11 protein-coding genes are annotated in these 13,738 nt (G+C 50.7%); 8 read left to right on the forward strand and 3 right to left on the reverse strand.

Going from position 1 to position 13,738, the window contains the following annotated elements:
- The first annotated feature begins 8 nt into the window (after positions 1-8).
- From ftsY to rpoH, 4 genes are all read left to right on the forward strand, one after another.
- On the forward strand, positions 9-1,985 hold the full coding sequence (gene ftsY, locus V2P20_RS13590) for a signal recognition particle-docking protein FtsY (protein ID WP_331819184.1): 1,977 nt from the start codon (positions 9-11) through the stop codon (positions 1,983-1,985).
- A gap of 8 nt (positions 1,986-1,993) precedes the next feature.
- On the forward strand, positions 1,994-2,650 hold the full coding sequence (ftsE, locus tag V2P20_RS13595; protein WP_027157159.1) for a cell division ATP-binding protein FtsE: 657 nt from the start codon (positions 1,994-1,996) through the stop codon (positions 2,648-2,650).
- Positions 2,628-3,755 (forward strand): permease-like cell division protein FtsX, encoded by a 1,128-nt coding sequence (gene ftsX / locus V2P20_RS13600; protein ID WP_331819187.1) that lies wholly within the window; start codon positions 2,628-2,630, stop codon positions 3,753-3,755. Before ftsE ends, ftsX begins: the two co-directional genes overlap by 23 nt.
- An 83-nt stretch (positions 3,756-3,838) precedes the next feature.
- Positions 3,839-4,696: an RNA polymerase sigma factor RpoH gene (rpoH, locus tag V2P20_RS13605; protein WP_331819189.1), complete on the forward strand. Its 858-nt coding sequence runs from the start codon at positions 3,839-3,841 to the stop codon at positions 4,694-4,696.
- Between the two features lie 122 nt (positions 4,697-4,818).
- Here the strand turns inward: rpoH and V2P20_RS13610 are convergent, their stop codons facing one another.
- The 3 genes from V2P20_RS13610 to V2P20_RS13620 form a co-directional block, all read right to left on the reverse strand.
- Complete coding sequence (locus V2P20_RS13610) at positions 4,819-5,055, reverse strand: TIGR02647 family protein (RefSeq protein WP_194969567.1); 237 nt, start codon at positions 5,053-5,055, stop codon at positions 4,819-4,821.
- Positions 5,056-5,135: 80 nt separating this feature from the next.
- Complete coding sequence (locus V2P20_RS13615; RefSeq protein WP_331819191.1) at positions 5,136-5,753, reverse strand: DUF3313 domain-containing protein; 618 nt, start codon at positions 5,751-5,753, stop codon at positions 5,136-5,138.
- Between the two features lie 168 nt (positions 5,754-5,921).
- Positions 5,922-6,275 carry a hypothetical protein gene (locus tag V2P20_RS13620; RefSeq protein ID WP_331819193.1) on the reverse strand — a complete coding sequence of 118 codons (354 nt, stop codon included), beginning with the start codon at positions 6,273-6,275 and terminating at the stop codon, positions 5,922-5,924.
- Positions 6,276-6,656: 381 nt separating this feature from the next.
- Here V2P20_RS13620 and rapA point away from each other — a divergent pair, with 381 nt between their 5' ends.
- The 4 genes from rapA (at position 6,657) to V2P20_RS13640 (ending at position 13,720) form a co-directional block, all read left to right on the forward strand.
- On the forward strand, positions 6,657-9,428 hold the full coding sequence (gene rapA / locus V2P20_RS13625) for an RNA polymerase-associated protein RapA (protein ID WP_331819195.1): 2,772 nt from the start codon (positions 6,657-6,659) through the stop codon (positions 9,426-9,428).
- Between the two features lie 114 nt (positions 9,429-9,542).
- Positions 9,543-10,370, forward strand: coding sequence for a S1-like domain-containing RNA-binding protein (locus V2P20_RS13630; protein ID WP_331819197.1), 828 nt, complete (start codon positions 9,543-9,545; stop codon positions 10,368-10,370).
- 330 nt (positions 10,371-10,700) lie between these two features.
- Positions 10,701-13,286 carry a PAS domain S-box protein gene (locus V2P20_RS13635; RefSeq protein ID WP_331819199.1) on the forward strand — a complete coding sequence of 862 codons (2,586 nt, stop codon included), beginning with the start codon at positions 10,701-10,703 and terminating at the stop codon, positions 13,284-13,286.
- Positions 13,283-13,720: a response regulator gene (locus V2P20_RS13640; protein ID WP_331819201.1), complete on the forward strand. Its 438-nt coding sequence runs from the start codon at positions 13,283-13,285 to the stop codon at positions 13,718-13,720. The genes V2P20_RS13635 and V2P20_RS13640 overlap by 4 nt, the downstream gene beginning before the upstream one ends.
- The last annotated feature ends 18 nt before the right edge of the window (positions 13,721-13,738 follow it).

Here is a 13,738-nt window from a genome sequence, read left to right on the forward strand (position 1 = left end):
AATAAAAAATGTTTAGAAAAATAACCCTCTTTAGCGCCGCCTTAGCGTTAATAGTGATTATATTAGAAGCGTATGTTCGTTTGTCGGGAGCGGAACTAGGCTGTCCTGATTGGCCTGGCTGTTATGGTCAATTGGTAATAAGTGATGATGCGGATTTTAGAGCTCAAGCCATACAAGCATTTTCAGATAAGCCGCTTGATACCGTAAAAGCATGGAAGCAAATGAGCTACCGCTATCTGGCGGCCTTCCTAGGCTTTTTTATCGTATTGCTGGCTTTGATGTCATGGCGTCAGAAACAGGCGCGCATGCAATCTATAACAGTTTCATGGGCGCTGGTGCTCTTGTTCGGATTGCAGGCGGCTCTGGGGGCGTGGATTGTAAAAACGCAAGCCATGCCGATTGCGGTAACCGGTCACGTGCTGCTGGGCATGATGATTTTCTGGGGATTGTCTTGGCTGTACTTGCGGCTGGACCCACTCGTTTCTGTATCAAAATTACGCACAGGCCCTGTAAACTTTGCCCGCTTTGCCATGCTGGTTTTGTTTTTGCAAACTGTTTTAGGCGTGTGGACCAGTACAAATTACGCTGCATTGGCTTGTGCCGGTTTTCCGCAGTGCAATGGCGCCTGGTGGCCTGAAGCCGATTATCAAGGTGCGCTTAATTTATTCAATGGCTTAATCACCGGATACAGCGGCGTAATTCCCTACAATGCCCAAGTGGCGGCGCACTGGCTGCATAGGGTGGGCTCACTGGTCAGCTTTATTCTGCTCAGTTTGCTGATGCTGAGCGCCACTTCGGAAAAATGTCCGAAGCCCGTTAGAAAAGCCGGTCTGCTTTTGAGTGTGTTGCTGTTTGTGCAAGTCGTCATGGGCATTGTCAGTGTCAAGCTGGCCATGCCTTTATGGGCAGTAGTGGCGCACAGTGCGTTTTCTGCGCTGCTGATGCTGCCGCTGGTCGCCATCAGTTTTTACAGCAGATATGCCTATGCAGAAGCGCCGCAGCCCGTTGCGGTGCAAGCGCCTGCCGGCGTTGTCGCTGAAGAGGTCTATGTCGAGCCGCCGGCCGAATCTCTCTATTTACGCCTCAAATCGCAGCTAAAGCGCACCCGCTCCGGACTCAGCGGTGCATTGGCCACCATCTCTCTGGGGCAAAAAGGAATTGACGAGGATTTGCTGGAAGAGATTGAAGCCCGCTTGTTAATGGCCGATGTCGGCATGGATGCCACAACGGAAATCATTCGACGCCTGACTGAGCGCGTCGAGCGACATCAGTTGAACGACAGCGCCGCGCTGACATCGGCCTTGAAGCAGGAATTGCTGGCTATGCTTCAACCTTGCAGCCAGCCTCTGCATATCCCTAAACAGGATAAGCCATTTGTCATTCTGGTGGTGGGCGTCAATGGCGCCGGCAAAACTACGACTATCGGCAAACTGGCCAAGCGCCTGCAGGCTCAAGGCTATAGCGTCATGCTGGCGGCCGGCGATACGTTTAGAGCTGCAGCCGTCGAGCAGCTGCAAACCTGGGGCGAGCGTAATAACATCCATGTGGTGGCTCAGCATACCGGCGCTGATTCCGCATCGGTTATCTATGATGGCGTCCAGTCCGCGCAGGCGAAAGGCATCGATGTGTTGATTGCCGATACAGCGGGTCGACTGCACACAAAATCAAACTTGATGGATGAGCTGAAAAAAGTAAAAAGAATCATGGGCAAGCTGGATGAAACGGCACCTCATGAAGTCTTATTGGTATTGGATGCCGGTACCGGTCAAAACGCATTGTCTCAGGCCAAGCTGTTTAATGAGACAGTTGCCTTAACGGGACTGGTTTTAACTAAACTGGACGGCACGGCGAAAGGCGGTGTTATTTTCGCCCTGGCTAAACAGTTCGGTATTCCCATCCGTTTCATCGGCATAGGGGAGGGAATCGATGATCTGCAGGATTTCAATGCGGAAACTTTTGTAGACGCATTATTCGTCAAAGACTGAAAAATGTTATGTTAAAGTTTGATAAAGTCAGCAAACGTTATCCTGAGACCGGGGATGTGCTGCGCAATGTCAGTTTCCATTTGCAACATGGCGAAATGGCTTTTCTGACCGGCCATTCAGGGGCTGGCAAAAGTACCTTATTGAAATTGATTGCCGTCATCGAGCGTTGCAGCCGCGGGCAAATTTTATTGGACGGCCATAACGTCAATCAGGCAAAGGAAAGCCAGATTCCCTATTTAAGAAGGAAAATCGGGTTGATTTTCCAGGACTATAAATTGTTACAGGACAGGACAGTCTTTGATAACGTGGCGTTACCGTTACTGATTGCTGGTTATGGACACCACGAGGTCCCCCGCAGGGTGCGTGCCGCTCTGGATAAGGTGGGATTGTTAGGCAAGGAAAGAAAATATCCGCTGGCTTTATCCGGCGGCGAACAGCAGCGCGTTGGCATAGCAAGAGCTGTTGTCAATAAGCCGCCGATGATTCTAGCCGATGAACCGACCGGGAATCTGGATCCGGAATTGTCAGCGGAGATCATGCATTTATTCGAGCAGTTTCAACAAGTAGGCGTCACCGTATTGATTGCGTCGCATGATATCTCACTGATCAATCAAATGAACTATCGCGTTTTGAAGCTGGATCATGGGCAACTGGTGGCAGGTTAAAATGAAGCGCAGAAAAAATACAACCAGCTTTCCGAGCGTCTTGATGAAGATTTTCAGAAGTCTATATGATGCTCGAGACAAAAAAGCACCTGCAAGGCCTCAAAGACATCACCCAAAAAGCAAAACTGCAACGCCAACTAGGGCGGATGGTCCGAAAACCAGAGTTTTGAGAGGTGATTTCAGAGATAAATTGCACGCCCATCTTGACCTGCATGCACATGCATTCTTTTCCAGCCTCGGGCGTCTGGTCGATTCACCGTACACGACCATTATGACTATAACTGTGTTGGCCATTGCCATTTCTTTAGCCAGCGTTTTTTATATTGCCGTGGCGAATCTTCAGCAGTTGGCTGGTAATTTGGAGGCAAGCAATCAAATATCGCTGTTTCTGCGCGATGATATTTCTGAGGCAAGCGCCAGAAAGTTTGCAGAAGATATAAGGCGCAATCCTGCCGTCCAAGAAGTCAAATTAATAACCAAAAACCAGGCTTTGGAAGAGTTCCAGACTTTCAGCGGTTTCGGCGAGGCTATCAAAGCGCTGGAAAAAAATCCGCTGCCTATCGTCATCCAAGTCTTGCCTAAAAATACCCTGGAAGATGGACAGGAACTTGAGAAATTGCTTAATACTTTTAAACAGGCTGTTGAAGTTGATTTTGCCCAAATGGATATGCAGTGGGTCAAGCGTTTGCAGTCTATCATGGAATTAGCGCGGCGCGGCAGTATTGTACTAAGCCTGCTGTTGGGCATCGCCGTATTGTTTGTTACCGGCAATACCATACGATTGGAATTGCATAAACGCCGCGAAGAAGTCGTGATTGCCAAGTTGGTAGGCGCCACCAACAGCTTTATTCAACGGCCATTTTTATACAGCGGATTTTGGATCGGTTTTTTTGCAGGCGTGGCAGCATGGTTTATCGTTGCCGCGATGATGCTGATCGTAAAGCAGCCAATAGAGGAGCTCTCCGGTTTATATGAAGGGGATTTTCATATGCTGTTTTTGAGTTATTCGGAAACATTGGCGCTGCTGTTTATCTCTTCTTTGCTGGGTATGCTGAGCTCGTGGGCTGTGCTTAGCTACCAGCTTCATAAGCTAAAACCCGAGTAGAGCAGTGGAACTTAGAAAATTATTAGCACTCTTAAAAAGAGAGTGCTAGAATTCGAACTAAGTTATTTTACCAAGGGGATACCATGAGTAGTGCATTAGCTTTACCCGTTAATCTGTCAGTCGGAACATTTGACGCTTACTTGAATCTTGTCAGGCAGATGCCTAGATTGACTGCCGATCAAGAACGTGAATTAGCCTTGAGATTCAGGGATCACGACGATCTGGAAGCGGCTCGGGAATTGGTGATGTCCAACTTGCGTTTTGTCGTTCATGTTGCCAGAGGCTACAGCGGCTATGGCTTGCCTATGCCTGATATTATCCAGGAAGGCAATATCGGATTGATGAAAGCCGTGAAGCGCTTCGATCCTGATGTCGGCGTGCGGCTGGTCTCTTTTGCGGTGCATTGGATCAAAGCCGAAATACACGAGTATGTCATCAAGAACTGGCGTATCGTAAAAGTTGCGACCACGAAGGCGCAACGGAAGCTGTTCTTTAATTTGCGCAAATCCAAAGCGAATCTGGGCTGGCTGTCCAATGACGAAGCGACCGCTATTGCCAAAGACCTGGATGTCGATGTCGATACCGTGTATGAAATGGAGAAACGCCTGGACAGCAGGGATATAGCTTTCGATATGCCTACCGATGAATCCGAGGAAGAAAACTATATAGCGCCTGTCAACTATCTACAGCAGCATGGCACTGACCCGGCCTTATTGCTTGAAAATGAAGATTGGGGAGGGCATGAGCAGAATTTATTATCCGAAGCTTTGTCCGAGTTGGATGAACGCAGCCTGGATATTCTCTCCAGCCGCTGGCTGGCGGATAAAAAAGCCACTTTGCACGAACTGGCCGAGCGTTACAACGTGTCTGCGGAAAGAATCAGGCAGTTGGAACAAAATGCCATGAAAAAGCTTCGGGCAGCGGTTGTGCTTGAGGCTTGACCGATTCATCATGTTTAACAAAAAAGGCTTAGCGGTTTAACCGCTAAGCCTTTTTTATTTGCTCGCGGCTGAATCTGTTAAACAAGCGCAGGTGCGGAAATATTAAGGAATCCGATAATATTTCAGGCGGGTTTGAGGATATCCAGAATAGCCTGGGCCTGTTCTGCAACCTCGCGGCCCAGGTTGGTCAGATAGCCGCCATCTTTCTGCGAGATAAGGCCTTTTTCGTATAAACGCTGGGTAGCGTTTATGACTTCCGGCGCTGCTGTCTTGTGAACCTTGACGCCTTCTTGAGTGGTAGTGAGGTTGTAACGGACCAGCATGTTCAGTTCCTCTACAATATCTTGCGTATAAGGCATAGTGAATCCCCATGAATAGTTTTATGAATTGATAGCATAATACTTTTCGAGGCAAGGTATGTATTTTTTACGGTAAGGGTTCAGGCAGGTGATTTCGGCTTCTGGCACGCACTGCGGCCCTGTTTTTCACAGAGCTGATAGCTTAACTGTGCAGCCCAATATTGATAGGCCAGTACAATATCTTCCCAGCCATTGAATGCGCCGATCAATGATTTGCCGCCTCCACGGCCGTCGGCCGACGCCATGAGCAATTCACCGGTTTGCGAGTCGGTTATTTTGCCTTCAACGCTGGCTTTGCCGATATGGGATTCCGTGTCAGCATCGGTGATGGCAAACTGGATGCGCAGCGTATCGGGACCGGGTTTGTTGACTAATTTAAAGTCCTGTTTCAAGATTTCGCGGATTCTGTAATCAAGCAGTTCCTTAAGCCGGTAGTTATCGGCGTGGGGCAATACATTGAGTTTGGAATTGGGAAGCTTATGGATAGTAACCGGATCAACAATCACTTTTTTATAAAAAGCCCAGTCCGTTCCACTTTTCCAGTAACTGAGCAAGGCATCATCTTGCCGATCTTCTTTAAGCAAGGAATAGTCATCCAGAAAGTCAGACGTTTCAATATGTTCCGCCTGATAGGCTTTCCCACAGCCCGTACTTGAAAAAATAAAAAAAATTAGACCGATGCGGATAAAAATAGACATAAAATACAGTGACCTGAGCTGATATTGGAATTCAGCTTATAAGTGTAATGTATTTTTGCCGGATGGGTAGGGCAGCCGGAAGCGTTTTTACTCGGCCAAGTTTAAAGGCGAAAAAACCTGCCAGGGCAACCCTTGGCAGGTTTCATGTTCGCTATGAGCAATGGATTGTTAGCGGCCGCTCATGCCGTTGCCGATATAGGCGCCCGCGGCTGCGCCCAGTCCGGAAGCAACGGGGTCACCCTTGCCGATCTCATAGCCTAAAGCACTGCCTACAGCGCCTCCTACCAGTCCTGATGTGGATCGTTGATCGGGACTTGGATACCGGGGCGCGGGCGGCGGAGGCGGTGCCGGATAATATCTGGCTTCAGGCGCATGGTAATAGTGTCTCTCCACGATTACCTCACGGTGTTTTTTATGATGGCCTCGGCCATGTCCTTTACCGTGTCCTCCGGAGGCATAAGAAGGCGAGGAATATGCGGCGACAAGCGCAGCCAATTGAATTATAAAAAGCAACTTTTTCATAGAATCCTTCTCGGTAAATAATTTAGTTCAGAGCAGGTGTGTCAACCAATACAATTGACGGCAGTTATAGGTTTTAAGAAATAGTAGGCGGCTAAACCTTAACGGATGCTTAACAAAAGCTGCCAAACCATGATTTCCTGTCGAAGTGGGTCGAAATCAAATAGTGACACAGGACCGCTATAACAACCGGCATTTTATTTTCGCATCCTCTATCAATAGCTGCTCCTGTCACGTCAAACTACAGCTGAACCATGAAAGTATAGTTCTTCTTGTTCTTTATTCAAAAAACTAAAAAATAATTAATTGCCGCAGCAATTTATGTAACGCTTATAATGATGGCGTTTTTTGATTTAATTATTATTTTTAGTGGCATATCTATAAATGGAAAATTTCATCCCCGGTCAGCGTTGGATCAGTAATACCGAATCAGAGCTCGGTTTAGGTCTTATTCTCGAGGTAACAGGCAATCGAGTCACTGTGCTTTTTCTGGCCAGTGACGAAAGACGCGTTTATGCGCGCGATAATGCGCCCTTAACCCGTGTCCGGTTCTCACCGGGCGATCCGATTGAATCGATGGACGAGGTCAAGCTGAAAGTAATCAGACTGGACGAGCAAAATGGTTTGATCACCTATATCGCTAAAAATGAGGATGGCCAGGAAGTGCGTCTGGAAGAAGTCGAATTGAATCACCACATCCAGTTTAACAAGCCTCAGGATCGGTTGTTCACAGGGCAAATCGACCCCAGCTCCTGGTTTCAGCTGCGTTACGAAACCTGGCGCCGACTCCAGCAACACCAGCAATCGCCCGTCAAGGGCCTGCTCGGCGGAAGGACTTCACTGATTCCTCACCAGTTGTTTATCGCCCAGGAGGCGGCTAATCGCTCTGCGCCCAGAATCATGCTGGCCGATGAAGTGGGTCTAGGCAAAACAATCGAGGCCGGCCTGATCCTCCATCACCGGCTGATCAACGGGCTGAGCAACCGGATTCTGATTATGGTGCCGGAAAGTCTGCTGCATCAATGGCTGGTCGAAATGCTCAGACGCTTCAACCTGCGGTTCAGCATTTTTGATGAGGAGCGCTGCCTCGAAACGCACGGCGATAACCCGTTTTCAACCGAACAGCTGGTGCTGTGCAGCCAGAACTTCTTCGCCGCTTATCCGCGCCGGCAGCAGCAGGCGCTACAGGTGGCCTGGGATATGGTTATCGTCGATGAGGCGCATCATCTCGAATGGAGCGAGGAAGCGCCGAGTCCTGAATATCTGTTTGTCGAGCGTCTGGCTCAGTTGGCGCCCGGTCTGATATTGCTGACCGCCACGCCGGAGCAGTTGGGCAAAGAGAGCCATTTCGCCCGGTTAAGATTGCTTGATCCGGACCGCTTCTACAGCTTTGCAGCGTTCCTGGAAGAAGAGCGGCTTTTTGAGCCGGTCGCCGACGCGGCCAAAGTGTTGCTGGCCGGTGAGCCGCTCGATGAAGCCGCCACAGACTCGTTAAGGACATTGCTTAAAAACGACAACGTTGAAGTCTTGCTGCAAAATCTGAACGATGCCGCCAAAGCACCGGCTGCGCGCAATGAATTGATCAAGATACTGCTGGATCACCATGGCACGGGCCGCATTCTGTTCAGAAACTCCCGGCAAACGGTGCAAGGCTTTCCTGAACGGGAACGTTACGGTTATGCGTTAACCGGCCAGGCCAATGCCGATGATCTGCAACAAGATCCCCGCTATGTCTGGCTGGTCGATAAGATCAAGCAGCTGGCCGGCCAGAAAGCCCTGCTGATCTGCAAACACGCGCAAACGGCGATCGATCTTGAGCAGACGCTGAGAAACCGCGCCGGCATTGCCTCGGCGGTATTCCATGAAGGCATGTCGATCATTGAGCGCGACCGCGCTGCCGCCTATTTTGCTGATCAGGAAAGCGCTGCAAGATTGCTGATCTGCTCCGAAATCGGCAGCGAAGGCCGTAACTTTCAGTTTGTCCATCACCTGATTCTGTTCGATTTGCCGACCAATCCCGACTTGCTGCAGCAACGCATCGGACGGCTTGACCGTATCGGCCAGAAGCATGTGATCCAGATTCATGTGCCTTATCTGGAGAATACCGAGCAGCACCGGCTGTATCGCTGGTACGATGAAGGCCTGAACGCCTTCCGCAGCAACTGCTCGGCGGCCCAGCCAGTCGCCGACCGGCTGCATGATGAGCTGACCGCTTTTCTGCAGACCGGAAGTCAGTCTGAGATAGACGCTTTCATCAATAAAACGAAGGCTTTGACGGCGGAAATCGAGATCGAATTGCACAACGGCCGCGACCAGCTGCTGGAATTGAATTCCTGCCGGAAGGAGCAGGCCCAGGTTATTATCGACCAGCTCAAGTCCTACGAGAACGAAGGCGTGCTTTGGCCCTATATGGAAGATGTGTTTGAGTGCTATGGCGTCGATACCGAGTTTCATTCGCCCGACTGCTTTATACTCAGGCCCAGCGAGCATTTGCGGCTCGCCCATTTTCCGGGGCTGCTTGAAGACGGCGTCACCGTGACCATTGACCGGGCCTGCGCACTGGCGCGCGAAGATATGCTGTTCATGACGTGGGAGCATCCGATGGTAACGGGCGCCATGGATATGGTGCTGTCCAGTGAAACCGGCAATGCCGCAGTCAGCGTGGTCAAACACAGCGATCTGAAAGCCGGGCAATTTCTGCTGGAGTGCCTGTTTATTGTCGAATGCAGCGCACCCGCCGAATTGCAGGTCGGCCGTTTTCTGCCGCATACGCCGATTCGGGTACTGGTTGATCAAAATATCAAAGACTTGAGCGACACCATAGGGCACCGCAGCCTGGTTGAGACAGGAACGACTTTCGATAAGCAGAAAATAGTGGCGTTTATAAACGGTCAGCGGCAGCATCTTGTCAAGATGCTGGACAAAGCCGAGCAAAAAGCCAATGCCGATATGCAGGTGCTGATCGCCGATGCGACCAAAGCCATGCTGGACTCATTGACCAGCGAGATAAAGCGTCTGGCCAGGCTGAAGAAAGTCAATCCGACTATTAAAGAGGAAGAAATCGAGCTGCTGAAAGATAGGGCGATGCTGTTGCATGAAAACATTCAGGTGGCGCAATTGAGGCTCGATGCCGTGCGGTTTGTCATCACCAGCTAGGAATGTGGGGGCGGCTTCAGTCGCCCTAAAAGCATTTCATGTGAAGCAGAAATCAGACAGCTTCATGCTTCGTAGGAACAAGCCACTTTTCAAAAACTTATCGAGTATTTATTCATGATCAACATTGGCAAAATCAACAAGTTGAAAGTCGCCAGACAGCTAGGCTACGAGATATATCTCGATAGCGGGACCGCCAGGAAAATCCTGCTGGCCGATAAAAAACTGCCCACCAATTGCCAGGTTGGCGATACTTTGGATGTGTTCGTCTATGTCGATTCGAAAGGCCATCTGGCCGCGACGACGCAAAAGCCTCTGGCTCAGGTGGATGAAGTGGCCTGGCTGAAAGTGGTCTCTATCAATTATATCGGCGCTTTTCTGGACTGGGGACTGCCCAAGAATCTGCTGGTTCCGTTCAGTGAACAGCACCATGAAATGGAAGTCGGCAAGTCCTATCTGGTCAAATTATTCCTGGATGACAAGGGGCGTATTGCCGCGACGACCAAACTGGACGAATGGCTAGAGGAAGAATCGGTCGATTTCAAGCCAGGCCAGAAAGTGTCGCTGATCATCGCCGATAAAACCGAGCTGGGCTATAAAGCCGCCGTCAACAATACCCATTGGGGCTTGCTGTATAAAAATGAAGTGTTCCAGCCGCTTAGAAAAGGGCAAAAGCTGGACGGTTACATCAAGCAGATCAGAGACGATAAAAAGATCGATCTGGCCCTGCATGAGCCTGGTTACGGCAAAGTCGAATCATTGACCGATAAAATTCTGGCCAGGTTGAAGCAGAATGACGGCTATTTGGGGCTGAGCGACAAAAGCCCGCCGGAAACTATTTATGCGGCATTCGGAGTCAGCAAAAAAGTGTTCAAGCAGGCCATCGGCGCTTTGTACAAGAAGCAACTGATCCGTATTGAAACAGACGGGATCAGGCTGGTTTGATCCATACCCGGCAGTTCAGCATATAAAATCACAAAGGACTCAAGGCTCATGAAGGGCTGAGAGTCTGTATGATCTCATCATTTCCGTATTCCAGATAGCTCGTGAACTCTGTAGATGGTTCACCTGCCGATATCTTCTTGCGTGATCGCAGAGCAGTCTGAATGCGATTGCTTCAGCAAATACAAGTTCAAGTTTTTCGAATTTTCCACGCTGGTATTGGTCACATTTCTAAAAATAAATAAAGGATCGGTTTCAGCGCAGTCATAAAAAATTATTGCACTGGTTCAGCACACTATCAAAAACAGCAAACTCAAATGGTGGTAGCCATTTATGAATGGAAGGTTTTTTATCGCAAACAAGGACCGCCAACGTTGGTTGATAATCCGCCAATGGATTTTAATATGGGTGCTGCTGACGCTGGTGCTGGCTACTGTTCTGTGGATCGTTCATAAAACTCATGAGGCATCGACGCTGGCCTTAATGTATAGCGAAGGTCAACAGACCGTGAGGACCGCAAGCCAAACCGTTGACGAAGAATTGAGGCTACTGCATGGCGATATACTTTACCTGAGAGACCAGCCGGTGCTGCATGAATGGCTCGAAAAGCAATCCCCCATAGTCTGGAAGCGTTTGGGGAACGACCTGCTCGCCTTCGTAAAATACCGCGAACTTTATGACCAGATTCGGTTTCTGGATGAAAAAGGGCAGGAGAGAGTGCGTATCACCTGGAATCAGGGGCAGCCCGTGATCGTGCCGGAGAGAGAATTGCAGGACAGGTCCGAACTCTATTTTGTCGAGCAAGCGCTCGCTCTGGACAAGGACGATATCTACATCTCTTCATTCGATCTCAGCATCGAGCATGGCGCCATCGAGCAGCCGATAAAGCCTGTGATCCGGTTTGGCACGCCGGTATTCGACCGGCGCGGACAAAAACGCGGCATCATTTTGTTGAACTATCGGGGACAGCGATTGATCGATCAGCTTCGAGCGATTTCCAGGCAAAGCATCGGCAGTCTGTGGCTGCTCAACACCCAGGGTTATTGGCTGGTCGGCGCCCGCTCCGAGGACGAATGGGGCTTCATGTATCCCGACCGGAAGAACAAGCGCTTCGCCAACGATTATGGCGAGGCCTGGCGCTCTATTACCGAACACCCCGAACGTTTGCAATTCATGGCTGGCGGCGATTTGTTCACTTACGGCGCGATTACGCCGAGCGCACTGTTTGGAAAAGTCGGTGAGAACGTTGTCGCCGGCGATGGACACTGGCTGCTGGTCGCCCATGTGCCGGCCGAGGTGATTGACGAGAAAACGGTGGTGCAAGCCCGGTGGTTTGCATTTAGCGCCTTAAGCTTGCTATTAGGCGCAGTCAGCTGGTTCATTGCCTTCTACCGCGTGAGGCGGCGGCAGGTCGAAGCGGAAGTGGTGAGCAGCGAAGCCCGCTTTCGAGGGCTGCTTGAATCAGCGCCCGATGCCATCGTCATGACCAATCGCGAAGGAAATATCGTACTGGTCAACGCTCAGACCGAGAAATGGTTCGGCTATGCGCGCAATGAACTGTTGGGGCAGCCAATCGAACTGCTGGTCCCCGAGCGCTTTCGTGAGCACCATGAAGATTATCGGCAAGCTTATATGGATAAGGCATTGATGCGGCCGATGGGAATCGGCCTCTATCTGTCCGGCCGCCGCAAGGATGGCAGCGAGTTTCCGGTGGAGATCAATCTGAGCCCGTCGAAGATAGATCAGGAACTGTTCGTAACCGGCATTATCCGAGACATTACGGAGCGCAAGCGGGCGGAACGGGCACAGCTCGAGGCGCAAGCCAAGTATCGGGAGCTGGTCGACAATCTGCCGGTCGGCGTCTATCGTCAAACGCCAACGGCGGATGGACGGTTTCTGGAAGTCAATCCCGCCATCGTCGATATGTTCGAAGCCGAATCGGCAGAGCAATTACAGGCCCACCCGGTCAGTGATTTGTGCCGTGACCGGGGCTGCTGGCAGGACTTTGTAGACAAAATCATGAAGGAAGGATTTGTCGGCAACGAAGAGATACAGCTGGTTACCCTGCAGGGGCGCGAGTTTTTCGCGGCCGTCAGCGCAGCCATGAAAAAAGACAGCGCCGGCAATCTTTATTTTGACGGCATCATCGAAGATATCAGCAGACGCAAGGAAAACGAACGGCGCATCCAGCAACTGAATATGGCCCTGCGCGATCGGGCCATGATTCTGGAATCAGTCAACCATGAACTCGAAGCCTTCAGTTATTCGGTTTCGCACGATCTGCGCGCTCCATTGCGCGCCGTAGACGGTTTCAGCCGCATTCTGCTTGACGAATATGCGGATTGTCTGGATGAGACAGGCCAGGACCGCTTGAGACGGGTGAGGGCTGCTGCTCAGAAAATGGCGACATTGATCGATGATCTGCTCAAGTTGTCGCGCATCACTCGGTCTGAGCTGAAGCGGGAAGATGTCAATTTAAGCGCGCTTGCCGACGAAGTGATTGAGGAGCTGCGCAAGCAGGAGCCGGAGCGCATTGTACAATGTGCGATAGAACCGGGGGTAATCGTTTGGGGCGATGCCCGGTTATTGCGCGTCGTATTGGATAATTTGATCGGCAATGCCTGGAAATTCACGAGTAAACGGCCCGAAGCGCGGATCGAATTCGGCAGGCAAATGCAGGATGATGAACCGGTCTATTTCGTGCGCGACAATGGCGCCGGCTTCGATATGGCTTATGCCGAAAAACTGTTTGGCGCGTTCCAGCGCCTGCACGACAGCAGCGAATTTCCCGGCACCGGCATCGGGTTGGCGACCGTGCAACGGATTATCCATAAGCATGGCGGGCGTATTTGGGCTGAGGGTGCGGTCGAACAGGGAGCCATCTTTTATTTTACGCTGGAGGCGCGAGAGAATTTATGAACAATAAGGTCATTCTTCTGGTGGAAGATAACCCTGATGATGAGGCGCTGACTCTGCACGCCCTCAAGAAGAGCAATATTACCCATAAGATAATCGTGGCGCACAATGGCGTGGAGGCGCTGGATTATCTGTTTGGCACAGGGTCTTATGCAGGACGCGATCCCTATGATTTGCCGCTGGTCGTGCTGCTGGATCTGAAATTGCCCAAGATCGACGGCCTCGAGGTGCTGCGCCGCATACGGGATGATGAGCGCACCCAGCTGCTGCCGGTTGTTCTATTGACTTCATCCAATGAAGAAGAGGACCGGCTCAAAGGCTATATGCTGGGCGCCAACAGCTATGTCCGCAAGCCGGTCGACTTCGACGAATTTGTGCGGGCGGCAGGCCAGCTCGGTCTTTACTGGATATTGCTTAATGAGCCGCCGCCCGACTGATAGGTCTGTAGAGAAAGG

This window comes from Methylobacter sp. Wu1 (genome assembly GCF_036553575.1).
Lineage (GTDB): Bacteria > Pseudomonadota > Gammaproteobacteria > Methylococcales > Methylomonadaceae > Methylobacter.